Genomic DNA, 22,301 nt, shown 5'->3' on the forward strand with positions numbered 1-22,301 from the left:
GGCAGGGTGATGCGGTAGGTGGTGGACTGCTCGCCGACGGTTTTGGTCAGCGACGGTTCGGGGGAAGGTGCGGGGCGTTCGGGCTCAGGGCGCGGTTCGAGTTTGGCTGCAAAGCGCAGTTGGCTGACGGTGGCCACCGACGCCAGCTGCGCATAGTGCTCATCAGATCCGGTGGCGGCGTGTTGGGCGATCACCCCGACCTGATCGGCCGACAACTGTCCCTGGCGTAGTTGTTCGGTGCAGCGGGGAAACTCCTCGATGCGATGCGCGATGGCGGTGATCGTTTTGGCGGTGGTATCGGACAGGCCCAGCTTCCAGGCCACCAACGCTTTGACCGAGCGCGCACCGGTAGCCCCCCACGCCCCCTCCCGCTCGATCTGGGCGACGATGTCCACGATGCGCCCATCGATGGCGTTGCGTTGACCCGCCAACTCCTCCAGCGCAGCGAACTGCGCGCCCAGCCGCTCATCGGGCGACAACTCCTGGGCCTGCCCGGGTGCGGTCAACGTCATAACCGCATCATGACACCACCCACCGACAAATCTCGCCGCCCACCGTCCACCCAGCCAAGATTGGGTCTCGAATGCCGAAAACTTCCGCCACCGACCCGATTCCGGCAAAGCCGTACGCGCCGATGCGGATCTAGCTTGCGGCGCTCAACCCGGCGAGCTTCTGGATGAAACGGATCTCGTTGTCGTCGTGCGCCCGACCGTCGGGGTGGATCAGATCGCTGAACCACGTCTCCGGAAGCGTCGTGTACGGATCGTTCCAGGAGTCCCACGGAAGGTACGTCTGCGTCCGCCCCGCGACGAAGCCCCAGTTGTAGGCACCGACGTTGCGTCGCTTGGCAATCGGCAGGATGCCCTCGACCGTGCTGCCAAGGTTGCGGGCGAGGTACTCGGTGCACAGGATCGGCCGGCCCAGCGGGGCGAGCTCGTCGATGCGGTCCTCGAACTCGGACGGTTCAGCGTAGCTATGGAAGCTGATGATGTCGGAAAGCTCGAGCTGCAGGCTGGCGATCTCACTGCGGCTGCCGGGGTCGCGCCAATGGCCCTGCCACACGCCACTGGTCAACGGCTGAATCGGCTTGACCGCTCGCACCCACTGGAACACGTGCGGCAGGAACGCCGTGACCAGCTTCAGCTTGTCCGCGTGCTCGACCTTGCGGTAGTCCTTCGCGGGGTTGTCCGGCTCGTTCCACACGTCCCACCCGAGAACACGCGGATCGTTGCGGAACTGGCCGACCACGCCGGTGACATAGCTCTGCAGCACGCGGGTGTAGGCCGGGTCCTCCAGGCGGTGAGCGCCGGGGCTTTGCACCCAGCCCGAGTTGTGCACTCCCTTGATCGGCGCGCGTTGGGGGCCGGCCTTGGGCAACGGATCCCAGCACGAGTCGAACAGCACGAACAGCGGTTTGATGTTGTGGCTTGCCGCGATGGAGACGAACTGGGACAGCCGCTGGCTGAATCCGGCTCGGTCCGCCGCCCACAGCTGGTCGTGCAGGAACACCCGCATGGTGTTCATCCCGATCCGCCTGGCCACGCTGAGCTCACCGGCGATACGGCGCGGATCGTAGGTGCCCGCCTGGAACATCTCGAGCTGGTTGACTGCATTCGAAGTGACATAGTTGGCGCCCAGCAGCCAGCCCTGCTCCCCATACCAGGCGTTGGCGCGGTCAGCCGACCACCGCCCCGTCTCGGCCGCAGCGGCGGACGGCAGCTTGGTCAGCGCCGCGGCGGCTGCGAGGTACAGCGGGAGTTTGAGGGCGGTTCGCCGGCGCACCTTGTGAACATAGTGTTCACACCCGAGCTGTTCGGTCCTCGTGTCTCATCTTGCAACGCAACAGGTTTCGAATCGTTATCAATCAGGTGACGCAAGTCACCCTGACGAGACAGGCTCAGACGGTCAGCCCGTCGGCAACCCGTGGCACCCGCTCGGCCTCCGCGCCGTCGAGCACCATCGCCGCGACCCGGTCCCTGTGCTCCTCGGTGCTGCCCAGCAGAACCGCGTTCGTCGCGGCGCGCTTGTAATAGAGATGGGCTTGGTGTTCCCAGGTGAACCCGATGCCACCGTGCACCTGAATGGTGTCGTTGGCGACGTGGGTCAGGGCGCCCGAGCAGACCGCCTGGGCGATGCTGGTGGCCAGTGCAGGATCGTCGGATCCGTCCGCCAGCGCCCAGATCGCATGATAGGCAGCCGACCTCGCGTGCTCGACGTCGACGAGCAGGTTCGCGAGCCGGTGCTTGACCGCTTGGAACGACCCGATCGGCCTGCCGAACTGCAACCGCGACTTCGCATAATCCACTGACAGGTCGAGCAGATGCTGAGCCGCGCCCACCTGCTCCACGGCAAGCAGCGCCGCACCGACCTGCAGCGCATGGTCGATGACCCGGGTGGCTTCCTCGGCCCCGGCGATCACGCGGGCAGGCGCATCGGTGAACGCTACGTTCGCCTCGGAGCGGGTGAGGTCGAGCGTGGCCAGCGGTGTGCGCTGCACTCCGTCGGCGGTGCCGTCGACGGCATACAAGGCGACGGCGTCACCGTCACGCGCGGCGACCAACAGGACGTCGGCGATGCCGCCGTCGACGACCTGAGTCACCGTGCCTGTCAACGCATCTCCGGAAGCCGACACCGAGACGGCGTCCGGATCGAACGTGCCGGCGCGGTCCACCACGGCGAACGCCGCTGTGCGCCGACCCTCGACGAGGTCGCCGAGCAGCTCGTCGCGCACCGGCCCTGACGAGGCGGCCACGAGGGCCGGGATCGCCAGGTACACCGTGCCGAACAGCGGCCCACACGCCAACCGTGCCCCGAGCTCCTCGATGGCCACGGCCTGATCGATGAGCGTTCCGCCGACTCCTCCGTCGGCCTCGGGCACCGACAGACCGAGCACGCCGAGCTCGCCGCCGAGTCGGGCCCAGACCTTGGGATCGAACGGCGGGTCGGACTCCATCAACCCGCGGACGGTCTCTTCGGAGAAGTGTTCGGCGCTGAACTTGCGCACCGCATCGCGTAATTGGCCCTGTTCTTCGGTGAATTTGTACTCGGCCTGCGAGGCTGGGCTGTCAACCACGGGGAATCTCCTTCCATGGCATGCCGGCGTCGGCACGCAGGTCGCCGGGCAGTCCAAGGATGCGTTCCCCGAGGATGTTCCGCATCACCTCAGACGTACCGCCTTCGATGGTGTTGGCCCTGCTTCGCAGGTACCGCTGCTGGATGGGCCCCTGCCAGTCACTGTCCCTTTTTGCGACCGTGTGCCCGCTACCCTGCTGATAGCCGTGGTACAAAATCCCCTCGGGGCCAAGGAAATCCATGCACCACTGGTAGATGTCCTGGTTGAGCTCGGCGCCGACCAACTTGCCGACCGACCCCTCCGGGCCGGGTCCGCCGACCGTCGCGGCCGCGCGTGAGCGTTCGGAGGTGAGCCGTTGCGCCTCCGAGCGCAGCCACAGCTGTGTGAGCCGGTCCCGCAGCACCGGGGTGTGGCGCTCGGGTCGCGATGCCCACAGCCCGGTCGCATCGGCGATGGTGCCTGCGCCGCGCCTGCTGCCACTGCCGCCGAGTGCGGTGCGTTCGTTCATCAGCGTCGTCATCGCGACGGCCCAGCCGTTGTCGACCTCGCCGAGGCGGTGCTTGTCCGGGATGCGGGCGTCGCTGAAGTAGACCTCGTTGAACTCGGCCTGGCCCGTCATCTGGCGTAGCGGTCGCGTCTCGACGCCGGCCCCGTGCATGTCGATGACGAAGTACGTCAGGCCCTTGTGCTTGGGCACATCGGGATTGGTGCGCGCGAGCAGCAGTCCCCAGCGCGCTCGGTGCGCGAGGCTGGTCCACACCTTCTGACCGTTGATGACCCAGTCGTCTCCGTCACGCACGGCCGATGTCGCAAGCCCGGCCAAGTCGGAGCCTGCGCCCGGCTCGGAGAACAACTGGCACCACAGGTCGTCGGTGGTTGCCAACGGGCGCAACCAATTTCGTTTGACGTCCTCGGTCTGGGCGTGTTCGCGGATGGTCGGCGCGGCCATGCCGTAGCCCATCGGGTTGAGCCCGAGGGGCACCGGGCCGCCCGCGCCCTGCAGGATGCGGTCGGCGACGGCCTGCAGACCGCGGGACACCCCGAGCCCACCGAGGCCTTCGGGAAAGTGCACCCAGGTCAGACCGGCGTCATAGCACGCGCCGAGGAATTCGGGAATCGGCACGCTCTTCGGGTCGTGGTCGGCGACGACCCCGCGCGCCAGTTCGGCGACCCGACCGGCATCAGCGTCATTGCTCATGCAGTCACGATAGAAACTCGACGCGCGTCGAGTATCGGCGGGCTCCTCAATTCGGGCTCTGCTTGGGCGCTTGGCGTGTGCGAGCGACCGCCTTTGTACCTCTCGTTACGGCGTGTCGCCGTGCAGACGCGGTCGCTCGCGCTGACTTAGCCGTGCTGACTTAGCCGCGGTACTTGGCGATCTTGTCCGCGTAGTCGTCGAGCAGCCGCAGCGACTCATCGTGCGGTTTGGTGGGTAGCAGCAGGTTTGCCTGCCGGTAGCCGAGGTCCTCGAGCGCGCGCCAATAATCCGGATTCGCAGGCGTCCCGAAGGTCGTCAACGGGACGTCGTGGCCCGCACCCTCGCGCATCTGGTCGATGCGTTTGGCGAGCCTCTCGACCGGCAGTGGATTGGAGATCCAGCCGGCTCCATGACGGATCACCCGCTTGACCGTTGCATCGGAGTCGCCGCCGACCACGATGGGTGGATGCGGTTTCTGCACCGGTTTGGGACGCAGGAATGAGGAGTCGAAGTCGACGAAGCGTCCGTGATACTCGGCGGGTTCATTGGTCCACAGCGTTTTGATCGCCTCGATGCGTTCATCCAGCAGCGCACCGCGGGTCTTGGGGTCGGTGCCGTGGTGGCGCAGCTCCTCGATGTTCCACCCCGCGCCCACACCGAACACGAACCGGCCGTCCGAGATCACGTCGATGCTGGCCGCCTCCTTGGCGGTGGTGATCGGATCGCGCTGGATCAGCAGCGCAATCCCGGTGACCAGTTGGATCTTCGTCGTCACCGCGGCTGCCGCGGCCAGCGTCACGAACGGATCCAGGGTCCGGTAGTAGACCTTCGGCAGGTCCCCGCCCATCGGATACGGCGACTGTCTGCTGGCCGGTATGTGGGTGTGCTCGGCGACCACGAGTGCGTGAAAGCCCCGCTCCTCGATGGCGCGGGCCAACGACACAGTGTCGATGGTGTCGTCATTGACGAATGTCGAAATCCCGAAGTCCATGCCGCTCTCGCTTCCGTCGATGCGCATGCCAACACCGGCGAACGACGCGGCTATTCCTCAGGCCAGCGGTTCACCGAACTTGGTAAGCACATGCCATTCCCCGCCGAACATGTCGAGACCCTGCCCGTTGGCGTCCCTGTCGGTCTGATCGCCCGCATAGCGATAGAGGGGATGGCCGCGGTACGTCACCTGCTCGCGGCCGTCGCGACGCGGCACCGTCCTGGCCGACGCCACGTCGATGCCGACGCCGCCGGCCGGATCGGCGTCCGCCAACAGTGGCAGCCAGGTGTCGGCGCATTCGCCGTAGCACGTCGGTTCGTTCGGAGCGTCCTGCGAGAAGACGTACAGCGTGCGCCCGGTGCTGTCGACGATGATCTGCCCGAGGTCGCCGCGGTTGTCGATCCCAAGCGAGACATCGCCGATCGGCAGCTTGCGCTCGACCGACGGGGGTGGATTCGGTGCCGGGGTGCGCGGCTCGGTGCGCGGAGCGGCCAACGGCGTCTGGATGCCGGACTCTGCCGTCGCCGTACTGTGGGTCTCCTTGTTCTCGAGCGCGGCGCATCCGGACAGCACCATCAGGCTGACCATCAGGATCGAGGCGCACGTCGGCAACGTTCGTGGCGAGGGCATGATCAATCCATTTCCTTCGTTGTCAGCGCTCAAACGTGTCAGCGGCCCGCGTTGCGCGCCAACTCGATCACGTACTGGTTGACGAAATCACCGGCGGGCGGGTCACCCTTGCCGCATGTCCCGTCGGATTCGCCGGGCCGCTTGACCCACAGATAGGCGTCGGCGTGCGGACCCGCAGTGGCCGTAGTGGGCGCGACGCCCAGAGCCCGTCCGCTGGGATTGCACCAATAGAGCTCGCCCTCCGCCGGACCGTTCCCATTGCGGGACGTGTCGATCACGTAGTGCTTACCGTTCGTCAGGCCCGAGATCGCTTCGCCGTAACCGATTTCATCTTCGGTGGTGAAGAAGTTCGCAACGTTGAGGCTGAATCCCCGCGCGCCGGCGACGCCGGCCTGGTTGAGCCGAGACGCCATCTCCTCCGGGCTGTGCCAGCGCAGGTGGCCCGCGTCGACGTACACCGCGGTCGACGGGTTACGGGTCAAGGTGTCCACGGCGTAGCGGATCAGGTCGAAGCGTTCCTGACGCTGATCCCCGGACAGACAGTCGGCCATGGCGAGCGCGTCGGGTTCGACGATGACCGCCGCGGGCACCGGGCCGATGTCGGCGGCAATGCCGTCGATCCACTGCCGATACGCCTCACCGGATCCGTGGCCTCCCGCGGCGAAACTTCCGCAGTCGCGGTGGGGAATCCCGTAGATGGCGAACACCGGTAGGGCACCGGCGGCCTGCGCATCGCCCGCATACTTCGCCACCGTCGACGCCGACGAGCCCGGCACCAGCCAATAGGCCTGCGGTGTGTTGGCGACCGCGGACAGCTCGGGGCTGGGCGGGTCCGCAGCTTGCGCGGCGCGCATCGCCTTGGACGTCGGGTTGACGTAGAAGGGCTTACCCGCCAAGGGGTTGCCCTCGCTGGCCAAGCGCACCGTCGGCGCCGGGCCCTGCGACACCGGGCCGGCGAGAAGCCCCGCGGAGGCGACGACCGCCAGGGTGAGCACGGGTGCGGTCAATCGCGAGACGGCGCGAACAGCTGAGGACATCACCCCAGGGAAATTAATGGCTCTTGATCGGCCTCGCCAATCCGGCCCTGGTAACCGACTGTGCAGCCTGCGGCCATGCTCGCGAGGGTTCGAGGTTTGCGCGCGTTAGTGTGCTGGGGTCGGCCTTACCGACAAACCGGCAGAAAAGATGAGCAGATCTATGACCGCAGCACCTGAAACGTCGGCTATCGAAGCGCGGATCGGCCATTGGTACCGGATGGCCGACCCCTATCTCATCGGCCGCGAGAAGGTGCGCGAATACGCCCGCGCTGTGCAGGACTACCACCCCGCGCACTGGGACGTCGAAGCGGCCGCTGAGCTGGGATATTCGGGTCTGGTGGCACCGCTGACGTTCACGTCGGCCCCGGCCATGTCGTGTAACCGCCGCATGTTCGAGCAGGTGGTCGTCGGTTACGACACCTACCTGCAGACCGAAGAGGTCTTCGAGCAGCACCGCCCGATGGTGGCCGGCGACGAGCTGGTCATCGACGTCGAGTTGACGTCGGTGCGCAGGATCGCAGGGCGGGATCTGATCACCGTCACCAACACCTTCACCGACACCGCAGGCGAGCGGGTGCACACCCTGCACACCACCGTGGTAGGGCTGACCAGCGAAGACGTGGATCCGGACATCATGACCGCCGTTCACGCCAAGATGATGCACGACGTAGACATCTTCGCGGTCAGCGGAGCCGACGGCACATACGAGAAGACTGTCCGGCCCGAGGGCGAGGCCCGAATCGCCGACGGTTCGGACCGCCCACCGGGCACACCGTCGTTCGACGAGGTGAAGGTCGGCGACGAGCTCCCGGTGCGCCACACCCGGTTGTCCCGCGGCGATCTGGTCAACTACGCCGGCGTCGCCGGGGACGCCAACCCGATCCACTGGGACGAGGACATCGCCAAGCTGGCCGGACTGCCCGACGTCATCGCCCACGGCATGCTCACCATGGGCCTCGGTGCCGGATTCGTCTCGGCCTGGTCGGGTGACCCGGGAGCGGTGACCCGCTACGCGGTCCGGCTGTCCGCACCCGCGATCGTCTCCGCCGAGGAAGGCGCCGACATCGAGTTCAGCGGCAGGATCAAGTCGCTGGATCCGGCGACCCGATCGGGTGTGATCGTGGTGGCGGCGCGATCCGCGGGGAAGAAGATCTTCGGCCTGGCGACGATGAACATCCGCTTCCGCTGAGACTCGGCACGGCTCAGCTGTCGGGCCGCGCGTCGCGCCCCGGTGGCGTCCGCAATCCGAGTGTGCGGCGACCGGCAGCGATCAGCTTCTCGCGCAGTGTGTCCTCGTCGACGTCGCCGTAGTCGACGCCCGCGGCGGAGGCGATCCCCGACATCACGAGCGCCGCTTTCACCTGACCGGCCAACCCGGGTTCCACATCCGCGAGCAGGCCCATCTGACGGTCGACGACCGCGGCCCAATCCGTCCGTGCCCGCAGCAATGCGGCGACGGTTGGGTCTCCGGTGAACAGCGGTATCAGTTCACGATTCGCGGCCGCCAGCGCGGCGTATCCACACAGCAGACGGTCGGCGCGAGCACGGGCTGAGCGCTGAGCGTCGGCTGCGGCGACGATCGCGGCGACCTCACCGATGAGCGGTTCCATCACCGCGGTCAGGAGTTCGTCGCGGGTGCGGAAGTGGTGGTAGATGGCGGACTTGGTAAGCCCTAGCTCGTCAGAGATCATCTGCAGCGACGTGCCTGCGACGCTGTGTTGTTTGAACAACTCGATCGCCACGTCGATGAGGCGTTGCCTGGTCGGACCGGCCTCCGAGGAGTGCTCGCTCACACAGATGTCTCTCTGTCGGATTACTTTCAACCGCCCACTCTAGCTGACCAGTCGTACAGGAGACTGCTGTACGGTTGGTCAGGAGTTGCCTTTACGATTGGTCAGGCGGACCCGCCCCGAAACCCGCAACGAGGAGAACCATGTCAACCGACTTTGACCGAAGGGATCGCACGGCGTTCGACCTGTCCGGCAAAGTCGTCGTCGTCGTGGGTGCCGGGCAGAGCGCCGGCCCCGGCATGGGGAACGGACGCGCCATCTCGATTCTGGCCGCGCGCCACGGCGCAGAGATCGTGGCCGTCGACCTGAACCCCACGGCGGTGCAGGAAACAGTTGAGATGATCACCGCCGAAGGCGGCCGGGCCTACGCCGTCGAAGCCGATGTCGCCGACAAAGGCGACTGCCAGAACATCTTCGATACGGCGATGGCGAGCAGCGGCCGTGTGGACGGGATGGTCTACAGCGCCGCCACCAATCCCCCGTTCGACTTCGACTCGAACTCGATGACCGTCGAGAACTTCAACTACGGCATCAACGTCAACATGCTCGGCTGCTACCACTGCAATCTCTTTGCCGCCCAATGCATGGAGAGGAATCCCGGCGACACCACCGGAAGCATCGTCAACATCTCGTCGATCGCCAGCGTCAAGAACGAGCTCGGGCTGAACATCGGCATCATGCCCTACGCACTGGGCAAAAGCGGTCTGAATCACATCACCGAACTGGCCGCCGTTCAGTTCGCCGAGGCCGGAATCCGGGTCAACACATTGATGTTGGGTCCCATCGACTCCGTGCTGGCCAACCGGGAGTCGCAGTCGTTGTTCGGATTGAACGCCGACGAGGCGACCGAACGGCACAGCGAGGTCGTCAAGCTGAAGATGGGCCGCGGCAGCGTATGGGAATCGGCGTATGCCGCCCTGTATCTGCTCGCCGACGAATCACGGTTCATGACCGGACAACAGATCCGCCTGGATGGTGGGGCCACCCTGGTGCGGTGACGCGGGGCCGCGCGTTTCAGCAGAGCCGGAGTAGCGCGCGGCTGACGATGTCCATCGCCGCGCCCGTCGAGATGCCGAGGTCGGCGCTGATCATATTGACCGCATCCGGCGCCAGGACACCGACGCTGGTGGCGGCGCAGGCCCGGTAGCCCTGCGTGAGCAACTCCTCCGCGGTCAGGAATGAATACCGGGGTTGAAGGTCACGCACGAATTCGTCCTCGGTCGCACCGGCCGGTGCGGCCAAGACGACTGCGAGGGTCGCGAGTCCGGCTCCAAGGCGCATCACGGGAAACATGTCGAACCTCCATCGACGGATCCCTTGCTCAGGCAGGTCGATGGTATGCCCGCGACGATGCACCCGTGGCGCTTTCAGCAAACCTCGTTCAGCGCCGCGGCTGGCTTCGCGCGTCCGTCAGGGCAGGACCACCCGATCCCACACCCGGTGTTGGCCGAGCGCGTTGAGCAGTGACTGCACCAGGGTCGCCGTGTCGGAGCCGGAGAACAGCCCGGGCCCATCGGTCGGAACCGCTACGGTGCCAGCAAGCTCGGTCCCCTCGGGCAGCATCGCGATCGCCTTGTGGTGTCGGAACATCTCGTCGACGATCGTTTTCGCCTTCGCGTTGGCCGGCGACCCCGCGATGAGTATCGCGTCGAACTCCACCGAACGAGCGGTGGCATAGGTGCGCGAGATGGGAATGGCACCACCGTCATGCTCGAGGGTGCCGCCGTGCGTGCCGACCACGAACGGCACGTTCTTGGCGTTCGCGATCGCGGCGACGGCGGCCGCCACACCGGCGAGATCGGAGTCCGGACCCGTGAGTATGCCGATCTGGCGGCCCTCGACCGGCCACTCCTGTCCAACTTGCGACAACGCGGGACTGAGCACCTCAGGGTCCGCGGGGACCACGGTGGGAGCCGGCGCCTCGAGGCCCAACCCCTCGGCCACCTTCGCGCACAGTTCGGGGTCGATGTTCGCCAGCGCCACCAGTTGGCGCTCCTTGACCGCCTGCTCGTAGCACTTGCCGAGTTCGAAGGTGTACGCCTCGGCGACGTGCTCCTGTTCGACCGCGCTCAGGCTGCGGTAGAACTGCGTCACCTGGCTGAAGTGGTCGTCGTAGGTGGCCGGGGCGTCGCGGCGTTTCGTCGATTCGGGAACGACGGTCGGCACCTCGATGAACGCGCCGGTATCCGCCCCCGCGAGGAACGGGCAACCGCCGTCGAGGGAGTTCGGCTTGTACGGCGCCACACCGGGATGCACGCCGCTCTGGTGGAACCCGTCGCGGAACATGTCGTTGACCGGAGCGTGCGGCCGGTTGATCGGGATGTGGCTGAAGTTCGGACCCGCCAGCCTGGTGATCTGGGTGTCGAGGTACGAGAACAGCCGCGCCTGAAGCAGCGGGTCGTCGGTGATGTCGATACCGGGCACCAGGTGGCCGGGATGGAAAGCGACCTGCTCGGTTTCGGCGAAGAAGTTCGTCACGTTGCGGTTGAGCTGCATCGTTCCGATGACCTGCACCGGGGCCAGTTCCTCCGGCACGATCTTCGTGGGGTCGAGCAGGTCGATGCCCTCGAACATCTGCTCCGGCGTGTCTGGGAAGACCTGCACGCCGAGATCCCACTCGGGGTAGACGCCCTTCTCGATCGCGTCCGCGAGGTCGCGGCGATGGAAGTCGGGATCCACCCCGGCGGTGATCTGCGCCTCCTCCCAGACCTGGGAGTGCACCCCGAGTCGCGGCTTCCAGTGGAACTTCACGAGCGACGTCGATCCGTCCGACCCGATCAACCGGAAGGTGTGGACTCCGAAGCCCTCCATCATCCGGTAGGACCGCGGGATCCCACGGTCGGACATGTTCCACATGGTGTGCGCCTGGGCTTCGGTGTGCAGCGACACGAAATCCCAGAAGGTGTCGTGCGCGCTTTGGGCCTGCGGGATCTCGCGGTCCGGATGCGGCTTGGCGGCGTGCACGACGTCGGGGAACTTGATGCCGTCCTGGATGAAGAACACCGGGATGTTGTTACCGACGAGATCGAAGGTGCCTTCCTTCGTGTAGAACTTGGTCGCGAACCCGCGGGTGTCACGCACCGTGTCGGCCGAGCCGCGATTGCCGAGCACCGTCGAGAAGCGGACGAAGACCTCGGTTTCCTCGCCGGACTTCAAAAACTCTGCCTTGCAGATCTTTTCGGCGGCCCCATTGCCGCGGAACACACCATGCGCGCCGGCGCCGCGGGCGTGCACCACCCGCTCCGGAATGCGTTCGTGGTCGAAGTGGGTGATCTTCTCGCGAAGGTGATGGTCCTGCAACAGAGTCGGCCCGCGCTCGCCGGCCTTTAGGGAGTGGTCGGTGTCATACAGCCGCGCGCCTTGCGTGGTGGTGAGGTAGGCACCCTGTTGGCCTCGGGCGGTCAATGGTCCCTCGGCGGGAGCACCCGTGGCCGTTCGCAGTTCGGGCGCACCCTGATCGACCTTGGGCGGCAGTGGGTCGCGCGGCGCCGTCGGCTCGTCGATCGACGGGGCCTCCGGACCTGGCGCACCGGGAATGTACGACGGATTGGGTTGTTCGGCCTTGCCCTCGCGCCTGAGCTCTTCGTTCCCGATCAGCGCCCCGGCCGCTTCCTTGGCCTTGCCCTTGGCCTCCTCGACGATGCCTTTGACGGCTTCCTTGGGTGCGCGGTCATCCGCCATCGGTCTTTTCCTCCCGCGGGGTTGTTTCCGGGACCCAACGACTGTCGAATCGCGCCGAGCCCGCTTGCGGCGGCGGGTTTCCACTACGGGGGTACTTGAAACGTGTCAGAACTCAGGTGACGAGACGCGATGCGATGTTTGACCGCGAGCCGGGTGAACGTTGTTGCGGGCCGTCGCACACTTGTCACCGCCGCGCCTGGGTTGGAGCTGCTACTTCGCGACGGGGCGCAACACCCGAGCGCGACTTCACTCGTATGGGTCGCAACCCCGACGCGACGACCGCGTCCGCCACCGGGTTAGGGCGACAGGAGATACTCCACGTGCCTGTACGGGCCGCTGCTTCGCTGAGCGTTCCCCCACGGACGAAATCGCCCCACACCTCTTACCGGATTCAGGTGTGGCACGTGCATGGTGATGCTTCGGTTGGGGTCGCTGCCCGCTCATCGGCGTAACGGCCATCGGGCCGCCAGTCGAAGGGAAAGTGTTTACTCGAGCCGCCGTGGTACTCGTGCGACCACTCGAACCCGACGGCGTGATCACGCCCGACGACGCCCCATGTGGCGACCTGCCCGGGACCGACCTCGGCGCCAGGAGCGTTGACGGTGGTGACACGCCGATTCGGATCGGACGTGGGACCAGTGAGCGCGACAACCCGCACGTCGACCTTTGCGGGGATCTCGGCGCGCCAGTGGGCCAGGTCGTCGGCGGATTCGAACGTGATAGGTGCGTATTCGATGCCCCGCAGATCAGCGATCAGACTTGCAAACTGGGCAGGCCAGCCGCCTTCCTTGCCGGTGAAGATCCGCTCCAGCGCATGACGCTGGACTCCGTCGGCGGCGGCGTCGATATAGAACATCAACCTCATCATGGCGTCCGGATCACCGACCCACATGTTCCCGGTGAATTCCCCCAGAGAGACCACATTCAGCCCGGAGAGATCGGCCTCGCCGTAATGGCCCTCCCGAATATGCCAGACGAGAGTGAACAGGCAGTCGCCGTGCGTGGGTTCTTGAGCAAAACTGCATGGGCAGGGCAACTTACAGCTGCACACATCAAACCAGTCGCCCCGCAGATGCCAGTCGATAGCGGTCGGATTCGTGGACACAGTGGGTTCCCTTCTCTCATACCCCCCGGGGGTATACAGCCGGTCTCAGGGTAACCGCTGAGACCCTGGCGCACAAGTACCCCGGGGGGGTATATTCGGGCGCATGACCGGATCAACTCGGCGCCCGATGATCGTTCGGTGGGGGCCACAATTGCTCACCGCGGTATGGACGGCCGCGGGCGTGATGGCGGTGAGCGCGTGCGTATCGGTGGACGGACCCCCGGCCATCACATCGCCATACGAGCCCGCCAACGTCGCGCGGATTCTCGGGCCCGGCGAGTTCGCCGCGGCGATCGACGAACCCGATCGGTTAACGCTGAATGTCCACGTCCCCTTCGAGGGAGACATCCCCGGCACGGACATGTCGATTCCGTTCGACCAGATCGCCGCCCAAGCGAACCGCCTCCCCGCCGACCGCGACACCGCCCTGGCCGTCTACTGCCGCTCCGGCCCGATGAGTACCGTTGCAGCCGAGGCGCTTAGCGATCTCGGCTACACCGATGTCGTCGAACTCCGCGGGGGCATGCGCGCCTGGCAGGCCGAAGGTCGTCAGATTATCGGCATCTGACCTCACTCCGTGGCGGCGCGGCTTGCTACTGAATTTTGCCCGCGTTGAGCGGCACCCGCGGTTGGAGTCGGCCGGCCCGGTCCAGTCGGTAGAGCACTAACGCCGCCGTCACGCCGATGATGGTCAACACGATCCATGTCAGCTCTGGTCTTCCCGCTTCGGCTGCCTTCTGCATCAGTGTTCCTGTGCCGAGATTGCCGGCCAGGATCCCGATTCCGACGATCGTGTTGTAAAACCCGTAATGGGTTCCCACCAAGCGGCCACCGGCCAGCGACACCACCGTATCCATCTCGAATGGGAACACCGCGGCCGATCCGACCGCCAGTACCGCAGCACCGACGAAAAGTGCGGCCAACGCTGCGATCTCGCCGGCACGGCTTTTGTCGGGCAGCGCGGCCATCGGCATGAACGACAACGCGAGAATCAGCATGCCGGTCACCAGCGAACGTGTAGACCCCCACCTACTGGCGAACCATCGGGTTATCTTCAACTGCCCCGCGACCGCGATCAGCCCGGAGATTACGAAAATACCGGCCACTACGAGTGCTTCGGCATCCGGCATCAGTTCCTTGGCCTGTAGCGGTAACGCGAGATAGACCTGGAAAGACAGCACGTAGGAACCGATCATCGCCGCTGCGAAGAGCAGAAAGGAGCGATTGGCTAAAACCGTCCTCCAGTCATCCAATATCGACGAGTCATCTTGGTCCCGGGTGGCGTTGTGATGAGGGAGCGCGAAGAGTTGCGCAATGGTCAACGCCGCGAAGACAGCGGCGGCCGCAGTCGCAGCGATGCGGAAGTCGAGAACCATCAGAGCCAGGCCGACCAGCGGGCCGGCGAGAATTCCGCCCTGGTAAAAGACGTTGAACAGCGCGAAGGCCTCGATGCGGCGCGGTCCGGCGTCGGCGGCGAGGTAGGCGCGCACTGCCGGATTGAACAGCGCGCCGGCGAATCCCGTTGCTGCTGAGGCGATCAGGATGGCCGGTAGTGAGTCGGCAATGACCAGCAGGCCGAAACCGACGGTCCGCAGCAGGCACCCGGCGACGATGAGCGGTTTGTACCCGACGCGGTCGGCCAATGTTCCGCCGACGATGAACATGCCCTGCTGGGAGAAATTGCGCACGCCCAGGACCAGGCCGATGGCCCATGCGGCCAACCCGAGCGGTCCGGCCAGGTAACCGGCCAAGTACGGCATCAGCATGTAGAAGCCGAGGTTGATGCCGAATTGGTTGATCATCAGCAGCCGGCTCGGCCATCCGAAAGTGCGGAATTCGGTGACGATCCTCCTCATCGCGTCGTCCTCACCGGATCCACCACCGTGGTGCACCGTGTCCACGAGGACACCACACGTCGCGTGGGTTCGTCGATGACCGCCGGTTCGGTGGGAGGCGGTCCGCCCAGGAGGCCGTGCTGGCGGCAGAAATCGTCGTTGTAGACAGTGTCGAAGTAGCGCTGCGGGCCGTCGGGGAAGACCGCAGCGATCGTCATATCTGATGGATAGGTACGGGCTGCCCAGCCGGCGACCAGCGCCACCGCCCCGACACTCCATCCCCCGCTGGCATAGTGGGTGGCAGCCAATGTGCGACAAGCCCATACCGCTTCGGCGGGGGCAACCCAGTGGACCTCGTTGAAAGCGTCGTAGTCGACGTTTCGCGGATAGATGCTCGACCCTAGACCGCGCATGAGCCGTGCTGTCGCCGGTTGTCCGAAGATGGTGGAGCCCACCGTGTCGACACCGATCAATTGCAGGTCTGGGTTGAACTCTCGCAATACCCGAGCCACTCCCGACGAGTGGCCTCCGGTGCCGACAGAGCACACCAGCACGTCGACTTTGCCGAGTTGAGCCTGTAATTCCAGCGCCAAGCCGCGATACGCGTCGACATTGTCGGGATTGTTGTACTGATCCGGATACCAAGCGTGCTCATCGGCGGCCAGAACCTGCAGCACCCGGTCACGGCGCGCCTGCTGCCAACCACCGTCAGGATGCGGCTCGGTCACCAAGTCCACATCTGCGCCGTACGCCCGCAGCATCCGCTGGATGATCGGCTCCATGCCGGGGTCGGTGACGAGGGTGACAGGGTGCCGGTAGACGGTTCCTGCGAGCGCTAGGCCTAAACCCAATGTGCCGCTGGTGGATTCGACTATACGGCCACCGGGAGGGAGGACGCCGCTGGCGCGAGCCCGCTCCACCATGAACATGGCCGGGCGATCTTTCATGCCGCCGGGGCTGAAGCCTTCGAGCTTGGCCCAAAACCCAAGGTGTGCCGACGTGAACGGTTCGGCGATGCGCAGCACCGGAGTGTGACCGACCAGCGTGCCCGGCCGCTCATAGCGACCGAGGCATCTCTGGCCGGGGGCATGCAGGTCAGGAGCGTGAACAGTCAGAACGTGATTCATCGATGCATCGCTTCTGCGTCGAGCCGCGAAAGGTTGCACGCGGCAGCTGAAAGGGACGACGGTCACCGACCGAACCGCAACAAGCGGCATGGTCTGGCGCCACCGGATCAGCGTCGCGCGATGCAGAGCCGAGTGAGAATCACCCGACCTGAGAGAACAGTCGACCGTGCTCGAGGCGGCCCCCGGATCGCGGCCAATGCGGGTTGGTGCCAACACACCGCTACCACCGCGAGGGCGGCGGTCAACCCTAGAGCGATGAGTGAGGTGGACGCCCGCGGGAGAACCGCCTCAGCGAACGCGTCGGGAAGCAGCGGAGTCGGTGCATCACCGATGTGTGGATGGTCGATGACGACGGGATGTTCCCCTACGGACGCGGACGCAAGTGCATGCGGCCCGTGCGGCGGGGCGACGTCGTCGAGCGGCAGCGTCCACTGGGCAGCGACGGCGACCACCCACAACGCCAGGCCCAGCGCGATTACCGCGCGGACCCGTGTCACAGGGACGGCCACCGTGTAGCTCACAATGCCGCCGACTGTAGCAGCGCAGCATCGGCTGGTTCGGCGGCGCGAGGAGTTGACGCAATCTCGTTATCGCCTCGCGACAGCAGCTTCGAGGGCTGCCTAGCGTGGGGTTATCGCGGTCATGGACTGCTCCATCAGCCCGGACAGCTCGGCGCTTTCTTCATCGAATCTTCACAGAACGACTAACGCAGCCCGAATCATTCGGAGAAGGCTTGGTCGCGAATCGATGTGCGATGACGACGAAAGGATCGTTTGGTGACAAGAAGCAGGTATGTGGTGGCCGCCGCGGCGGTCCTGGCCGCGACATCGCTCACCGCTGCTTGCAGCAACTCTGCGAGTAACGAGTCGCCGTCGGCATCGCCCACGAACGCCCAAACCTCGATTGCGGCCCCGACCGCGGCGCACAATCATGCCGACGTGATGTTCGCCCATCACATGATCCCGCACCACCAGCAGGCGATCGAGATGAGCGACATGATCCTTGCCAAGCAGGGCATCGATCCTCGAGTGGTCGATTTGGCGAAGCAGATCAAGGATGCGCAGGGACCAGAGATCAAACAGATGCAGGGTTGGCTCGACCAGTGGGGTATGCCCGAGATGAGCGGCATGCCAGGCGCGAGTGGGATGCCAGGTCAGAACCACACACCGGGGAATATGCCGCCCGGCCACGGAGGTATGCACGGCCCTGATACAAGCGGATCACCTATGCCGGGCGGATCAATGATGCCCAGCGGATCGATGATGCCGGGGATGGGAGGCATGTCCGGCATGGAAGAGATGCTCTCGCCGGCCGAAATGCAAGCCTTGCGGGACTCTCAGGGCGTAGAGGCCAGCAAGCTGTTCCTTTCCCAGATGATCGAGCACCACCAGGGTGCGATCACCATGGCGCAGAACGAGATCAACAACGGACAGTTCCCCGATGCCGTCGCGCTGGCCAAGTCGATCGTGAGCAGCCAACAGAAGGAGATCGACACCATGAACGAGATACTCAAGTCGCTGTAGGCGCTGGGACGGCCCCCACGTGATGATGTCTCGAGTTCCCGGTTACCTGACAGGCAAGTCCCGCTTGTCGGGATCGAGGGCAGCCGCCGGTGGCTGAATCGGCACCGTCACGGTGAAGGTGGTCCCGGTTCCGGGCCCTTGACTTGTCGCGTCGATCTGGCCGCCATGGGCTTCCGTCAGCGCTTTGGCGATCGCGAGTCCGATTCCTGCGCCGCCTCGGTCACGATATCGGGCGACGTCTGCGCGGTAGAAGCGTTCGAAGAGATGTGGGAGGTGTTCGGCAGTGACACCCACGCCGTCGTCGGTGACGGTGAAGACGGCGTCGCTGCCGTGACGTGCGACCGCCAGGGTGACGTGGCCGCCGGCGGCGGTGTGACGCAGGGCGTTGTCGAGTAGGTTCCCCAGTACCTGCCCCAAGCGCTGCCTGTCACCCCACAATCGGGGGGCCTCGTCGACATGGGAAGTCAATGCCACGCTTTCGGCGGCGAAGCGATCTGCGACGGCGGCGATTGCCGCGTCGACCAACTGCCCGGAATCGACCCATTCCAATGTGATGGCCGTGTGCGCCTCTTCGGCTTGCGCGAGGGCGGCGGCGTCAGCCGAGAAACGCACGAGCCGACCGGTTTGCTCACGCAGCGTCGCGACGGTACGCGCGTCGAGAGTCTTCACGCCATCCTCGACGGCTTCCAGATAGGCGTCGAGTACGGCGACCGGGGTACGGATTTCGTGGGCAAGGTCGCCGAACAATCGACGGCGGGTCGATTCCACCGCCCGCAGTCGATGCGCCATCTGGTTGAAAGCGGCTGCTAACCCATCGAATTCAGATCCGAGTTGAGGCGGCGTCACCTGGACGTCGTAGCGGCCCTCGGCGACGGTGATCGCCGCCGCGGATATCTCAGCGAGCGAGTGCTGTACGCGCCGGCTCAGATAGACGGTGACCACGAACGCCGTCAAGGCAGCCACCGCGATCGCGACAGCGATCGAGATGGCGGTGGCGTGCCAGTACGCCTGTTCGGCGTGGAATTGTTCACTGGAGTCATCTGGCACGCCGGCTTGATGGAGGTGGTCGCGGAACAACGGCGGACCGACCAACGAGGCTACCGCCCAAGTGGTTACGCCGACCGCAAGCAACACCAACGCCTGTCCTAGCAGCAACCGGCGGAGCATGCCGGAGCGCGCCGGCGCCCTCATCGCCCCGTCCCCATCCGGTAACCCACCCCACGCACGGTGAACACGAATCTCGGCTCGGCGGGGTCGTCACCGAGCTTGCGCCGAACATGCCCGACGTGGACATCGACGAGGTGGCTGTTCCCCACCCATGGTTCTCCCCAGACCGCGTCGATGAGCTGCCGACGGCTCCACACCACACCAGGACGGGACGACAGTGCAGCGAGAATGTCGAACTCGGTGCGAGTCAGTGTGATTGGCTTGGTGTCGAGATACACCTGTCTGCCGGCCACGTCGATTGACAATGGACCGAACACGCGCGGCTTCGGCACGTCGGCGGCCCTCGGATTGGATGTCGGAACCGGCGTGCCGACGGTACGCGGGCGACGGAGCATGGCCCGGATCCGGGCGACCAACTCCCGCGGACTGAACGGCTTGGTCACATAATCATCTGCGCCGACCGACAGGCCGACGATCGTGTCGACCTCGGTGTCGCGGGCCGTCAGCATCACCACATAGGCATCGGAAAACGTCCGCAACTGACGGCAAACCTCTAACCCGTCAATGCCCGGCAATCCCAGATCCAAGACGACCACATCCGGGTCGACCTCACGTGCCACGTCGAGCGCTTCAACCCCGGTGTGGCGGACCGTAACCTCGAAATGCTCCCGAGCGAGATAACTCGCCACCACTTCGGCCAAAGATTCTTCATCATCGACCACGAGGGCGCGGTATCCAAAATCCGCAGTGCCGGCCGACGATTGCGAGGCACTGTCCATAACCCCATCGTGCCGCCCAACCGCCGGCTTCCCGGCCGTTCAGGAAATCTTCACACAATCATCATCAAGCCGTCCCCGCACGCACGTCCGATGGCACCGGCAAGGAACGCGCGGATGGTCCTCGGCGGAGAGACCTGATGAGAATGGCCGCGTTACCCTGACGGTCACCCGATACACGCTTCCGTCACCGTTGCCCACTCGTCTAGCCTTCGTGTGATCGCGCTGGATTTTTGCGCTGGAGAAGGGCCGCAATGAGCACTTACCTGCCGGATCGCGCCGTCGAAGACAGGACGCTGGCAAAGGTCACCTGGCGCCTCATCCCGTTCCTCTTCCTGCTCTACGTCGTCAACTATCTCGACCGGGTCAACATCGCGTTCGCCGGACCCAACGGCATGAACGACGACCTCGCAATGAGCGCCAAGACGTTCGGCTTCGCCTCGGGAATCTTCTTCCTCGGCTATCTGCTGCTCGAAGTGCCCAGCAACATCGCACTTAACAAGTTCGGCGGCAGGCGCTGGCTGGCGCGGATCATGGTGAGTTGGGGAATCATCAGTGCCGCAATCGCATTCGTACCGAATGCGGAGATGTTGATCGTTCTGCGCTTTCTTCTCGGCGTGGCCGAGGCCGGCTTCTTCCCGGGCATCATCTTGTACCTCACGTTCTGGTTCCCCGAGAAGCAGCGGTCGCGGGCCGTTTCGCTCTTCATGGTCGCCGTACCCGTCTCGACCGCGGTCGGATCGACGATCTCGTCGTTGATCATCGACTGGGGGCACGGCTTTCTCGGGTTGGCCGGCTGGCGGTTCATGTTCCTCGTCGAGGGGCTTCCCGCCGTCATCCTTGGCGTGATCTGCTGGTTCTATCTCACCGATCGGCCCGGTCTCGCGGGCTGGCTGCATCATGACGAAAAAGATTGGCTGCAGACCACATTGGACGATGAGCGGGCGGCCGCCGAGCGCAGCGGTGGCCACTGGCCGCTGAAGAAGGCCCTGACCCATCCGCGCATCCTGGCCCTGGCGTTCATCTACTTCGGGATCACCTACGGGCTCTACGCGGTCGGGTTCTTCCTGCCCACCATCGTCGCCGGGTTTCAAGAGGAGTACGGCGTCCACCTCAACGTCATCCAACGCGGACTGGTCACCTCGATTCCGTACGCCGTGGCCGCGATCGTCATGGTGCCCTGGGCCTGGCACTCGGACCGAACCGGCGAGCGGGTTTGGCACGTCGCCATCCCGGCGATCGTGGGCGGTGTCACCATTCCCGCGGCCCTGTACATGACCGACGTCTACCTTGCGATGGTGGCCGTCACGTTGTGCACGTGCGCCGTCATGTGCGCGTTACCCGTGTTCTGGTCTCTGCCATCGTCTTTCCTCACCGGAGCGGCCGCCGCCGGCGGTATCGCACTGATCAACTCGCTGGGAAACCTGAGCGGGTTCGGTGGCCCCTACATCACCGGCTGGCTCACCGACCTGACCGGTAACAGCAAGGTGGCGCTGTGGGTGGTCGGCACGCTGTCGTTGGTGGCGGCAGCTCTGGTCGTCGCCTTGGGCAGCAGGCCACGATCCGCCGACAAGGAGTGAGGCTCGACGTCAGCAGTCAGTTGCGGGAAGGCCCGCGAGCACACCGTCGATGATCTCCGCTGCGGTCCGCGCGGCCCGCTCGGCGTCACCGGCGGCGATGTGGTCAAGTAGCACACCGTGATCGACGACCTCCACGGCCGCGTCCTGGCCGCTGGCGACGCTGGCCGCGATGGCCTCCATCAATCCCCGATACAGCTCCGTCAGGGTCGCGTTGTGCGAACTCCGGACCACCGCGAGGTGGAATTCGGCGTCGGCGCGGGCGAATTCGTCGGTGTCCCCGTCGGCCAGACAGGCGTCTCGACGCGCCAACAATGCGCGCAGCTCGCCCAGATCGTCCTCGGTTCGTCGGCGCGCCGCTGCCCTGGCGCCCTCGACCTCCAGCGCGCGCCGGACCGCGAGCACGTCGCGCCACTCGGCGCCGCAGAGCCGACGCAGCGCACCCGACACCTCACTGGTGGCCCGGACATAGGTGCCGTCACCCTGCCGCACCTCGAGGATGCCGGCGTGGGCCAGCGCCCTGACGGCCTCGCGCACGGTGTTGCGGCCGACGCCCAGCGACGTGACCAAGACCGTCTCATTGGGTATGCGCTCCCCGACCGGCCATTCGCCGCGCGCGACCGAGTCCCGCAACTGCTCGATGACCTGGTCGACGAGGCCCGACCGGTGCGCGGTGACCAACGGCACAGAGACATCCTTTCAACCAATCATGGGATGTATGGCACATTAGCAGGATGCGTGTCGGGCGGCGGGATGATGAAGTAGACGTCTCGTCGACTCAGCTGAACGTT

General features: G+C 65.5%; 22 protein-coding genes. 5 read left to right on the plus strand and 17 right to left on the minus strand.

The genetic code is table 11. The features are described 5' to 3' along the window. The 7 genes from AU192_RS07075 to AU192_RS07105 form a co-directional block, all read right to left on the minus strand. Window positions 1–512: DUF222 domain-containing protein (locus AU192_RS07075; protein ID WP_120275482.1), on the minus strand; the 512-nt coding region annotated here is incomplete at its 3' end. 130 nt (window positions 513–642) lie between these two features. Next, entirely contained in the window at window positions 643–1,782 is a 1,140-nt protein-coding gene (locus AU192_RS07080) for a glycoside hydrolase 5 family protein (protein ID WP_064395092.1), read from the minus strand. Between the two features lie 115 nt (window positions 1,783–1,897). Next, a complete protein-coding gene (locus AU192_RS07085) occupies window positions 1,898–3,073 on the minus strand; it encodes an acyl-CoA dehydrogenase family protein (RefSeq protein WP_064395093.1) in 1,176 nt (391 codons plus the stop codon). Continuing rightward, complete coding sequence (locus AU192_RS07090) at window positions 3,066–4,271, minus strand: acyl-CoA dehydrogenase family protein (RefSeq protein WP_064395094.1); 1,206 nt, start codon at window positions 4,269–4,271, stop codon at window positions 3,066–3,068. The genes AU192_RS07085 and AU192_RS07090 overlap by 8 nt, the downstream gene beginning before the upstream one ends. Before the next feature lie 160 nt (window positions 4,272–4,431). Next, window positions 4,432–5,262, minus strand: coding sequence for an LLM class F420-dependent oxidoreductase (locus tag AU192_RS07095; RefSeq protein ID WP_064395145.1), 831 nt, complete (start codon window positions 5,260–5,262; stop codon window positions 4,432–4,434). A 57-nt stretch (window positions 5,263–5,319) separates the two neighbouring features. Then, entirely contained in the window at window positions 5,320–5,892 is a 573-nt protein-coding gene (locus AU192_RS07100; protein WP_064395095.1) for a COG4315 family predicted lipoprotein, read from the minus strand. Between the two features lie 38 nt (window positions 5,893–5,930). Next, window positions 5,931–6,929: a glycoside hydrolase family 6 protein gene (locus AU192_RS07105; RefSeq protein WP_064395096.1), complete on the minus strand. Its 999-nt coding sequence runs from the start codon at window positions 6,927–6,929 to the stop codon at window positions 5,931–5,933. A 160-nt stretch (window positions 6,930–7,089) separates the two neighbouring features. Here AU192_RS07105 and AU192_RS07110 point away from each other — a divergent pair, with 160 nt between their 5' ends. Continuing rightward, window positions 7,090–8,118, plus strand: coding sequence for a fused (3R)-hydroxyacyl-ACP dehydratase subunits HadA/HadB (locus AU192_RS07110; RefSeq protein WP_064395097.1), 1,029 nt, complete (start codon window positions 7,090–7,092; stop codon window positions 8,116–8,118). A 13-nt stretch (window positions 8,119–8,131) separates the two neighbouring features. Here the strand turns inward: AU192_RS07110 and AU192_RS07115 are convergent, their stop codons facing one another. Then, the gene (locus AU192_RS07115) at window positions 8,132–8,722 is read right to left on the minus strand and encodes a TetR/AcrR family transcriptional regulator (protein WP_064395098.1); all 591 of its coding nucleotides are present in this window, start codon (window positions 8,720–8,722) and stop codon (window positions 8,132–8,134) included. Window positions 8,723–8,862: 140 nt separating this feature from the next. Here AU192_RS07115 and AU192_RS07120 point away from each other — a divergent pair, with 140 nt between their 5' ends. Then, window positions 8,863–9,717 (plus strand): SDR family NAD(P)-dependent oxidoreductase, encoded by an 855-nt coding sequence (locus AU192_RS07120; protein ID WP_064395099.1) that lies wholly within the window; start codon window positions 8,863–8,865, stop codon window positions 9,715–9,717. A gap of 16 nt (window positions 9,718–9,733) precedes the next feature. Here AU192_RS07120 and AU192_RS07125 read toward each other — a convergent pair whose 3' ends face one another. The 3 genes from AU192_RS07125 to AU192_RS07135 all read right to left on the minus strand — a co-directional run bounded on the left by AU192_RS07125 (window position 9,734) and on the right by AU192_RS07135 (window position 13,505). Beyond that, the gene (locus tag AU192_RS07125) at window positions 9,734–10,012 is read right to left on the minus strand and encodes a DUF732 domain-containing protein (RefSeq protein ID WP_064395100.1); all 279 of its coding nucleotides are present in this window, start codon (window positions 10,010–10,012) and stop codon (window positions 9,734–9,736) included. Between the two features lie 117 nt (window positions 10,013–10,129). After that, on the minus strand, window positions 10,130–12,400 hold the full coding sequence (locus AU192_RS07130; protein WP_064395101.1) for a catalase: 2,271 nt from the start codon (window positions 12,398–12,400) through the stop codon (window positions 10,130–10,132). 391 nt (window positions 12,401–12,791) lie between these two features. Beyond that, entirely contained in the window at window positions 12,792–13,505 is a 714-nt protein-coding gene (locus tag AU192_RS07135) for a DUF1326 domain-containing protein (protein WP_318255017.1), read from the minus strand. A 103-nt stretch (window positions 13,506–13,608) separates the two neighbouring features. Here AU192_RS07135 and AU192_RS07140 point away from each other — a divergent pair, with 103 nt between their 5' ends. Further along, complete coding sequence (locus AU192_RS07140; RefSeq protein WP_233151502.1) at window positions 13,609–14,073, plus strand: rhodanese-like domain-containing protein; 465 nt, start codon at window positions 13,609–13,611, stop codon at window positions 14,071–14,073. Between the two features lie 25 nt (window positions 14,074–14,098). Here the strand turns inward: AU192_RS07140 and AU192_RS07145 are convergent, their stop codons facing one another. The 3 genes from AU192_RS07145 to lpqS form a co-directional block, all read right to left on the minus strand. Continuing rightward, window positions 14,099–15,361 (minus strand): MDR family MFS transporter, encoded by a 1,263-nt coding sequence (locus tag AU192_RS07145; RefSeq protein ID WP_064395147.1) that lies wholly within the window; start codon window positions 15,359–15,361, stop codon window positions 14,099–14,101. Then, window positions 15,358–16,467 carry a PLP-dependent cysteine synthase family protein gene (locus AU192_RS07150; protein WP_064395103.1) on the minus strand — a complete coding sequence of 370 codons (1,110 nt, stop codon included), beginning with the start codon at window positions 16,465–16,467 and terminating at the stop codon, window positions 15,358–15,360. The genes AU192_RS07145 and AU192_RS07150 overlap by 4 nt, the downstream gene beginning before the upstream one ends. A 107-nt stretch (window positions 16,468–16,574) precedes the next feature. Further along, complete coding sequence (gene lpqS, locus AU192_RS07155) at window positions 16,575–16,988, minus strand: putative copper homeostasis (lipo)protein LpqS (protein ID WP_064395104.1); 414 nt, start codon at window positions 16,986–16,988, stop codon at window positions 16,575–16,577. Window positions 16,989–17,261: 273 nt separating this feature from the next. Between lpqS and AU192_RS07160 the strand changes: the two genes are divergently transcribed. Continuing rightward, the gene (locus AU192_RS07160) at window positions 17,262–17,990 is read left to right on the plus strand and encodes a DUF305 domain-containing protein (protein WP_242656918.1); all 729 of its coding nucleotides are present in this window, start codon (window positions 17,262–17,264) and stop codon (window positions 17,988–17,990) included. A 42-nt stretch (window positions 17,991–18,032) separates the two neighbouring features. Here the strand turns inward: AU192_RS07160 and AU192_RS07165 are convergent, their stop codons facing one another. Beyond that, window positions 18,033–19,181 (minus strand): sensor histidine kinase, encoded by a 1,149-nt coding sequence (locus AU192_RS07165; RefSeq protein ID WP_064395106.1) that lies wholly within the window; start codon window positions 19,179–19,181, stop codon window positions 18,033–18,035. After that, window positions 19,178–19,936, minus strand: coding sequence for a response regulator transcription factor (locus AU192_RS07170; RefSeq protein ID WP_064395107.1), 759 nt, complete (start codon window positions 19,934–19,936; stop codon window positions 19,178–19,180). The genes AU192_RS07165 and AU192_RS07170 overlap by 4 nt, the downstream gene beginning before the upstream one ends. Window positions 19,937–20,187: 251 nt before the next feature. On the opposite strand from AU192_RS07170, the gene AU192_RS07175 reads away from it, so the two are divergent. Next, window positions 20,188–21,513 (plus strand): MFS transporter, encoded by a 1,326-nt coding sequence (locus AU192_RS07175; protein ID WP_064395108.1) that lies wholly within the window; start codon window positions 20,188–20,190, stop codon window positions 21,511–21,513. 9 nt (window positions 21,514–21,522) lie between these two features. On the opposite strand, the gene AU192_RS07180 is transcribed toward AU192_RS07175, so the two are convergent. After that, window positions 21,523–22,197 carry a FadR/GntR family transcriptional regulator gene (locus tag AU192_RS07180; protein WP_064395109.1) on the minus strand — a complete coding sequence of 225 codons (675 nt, stop codon included), beginning with the start codon at window positions 22,195–22,197 and terminating at the stop codon, window positions 21,523–21,525. Window positions 22,198–22,301 lie beyond the last annotated feature (104 nt).

Source organism: Mycobacterium lehmannii (assembly GCF_001499925.1).
Taxonomy (GTDB): domain Bacteria; phylum Actinomycetota; class Actinomycetes; order Mycobacteriales; family Mycobacteriaceae; genus Mycobacterium; species Mycobacterium lehmannii.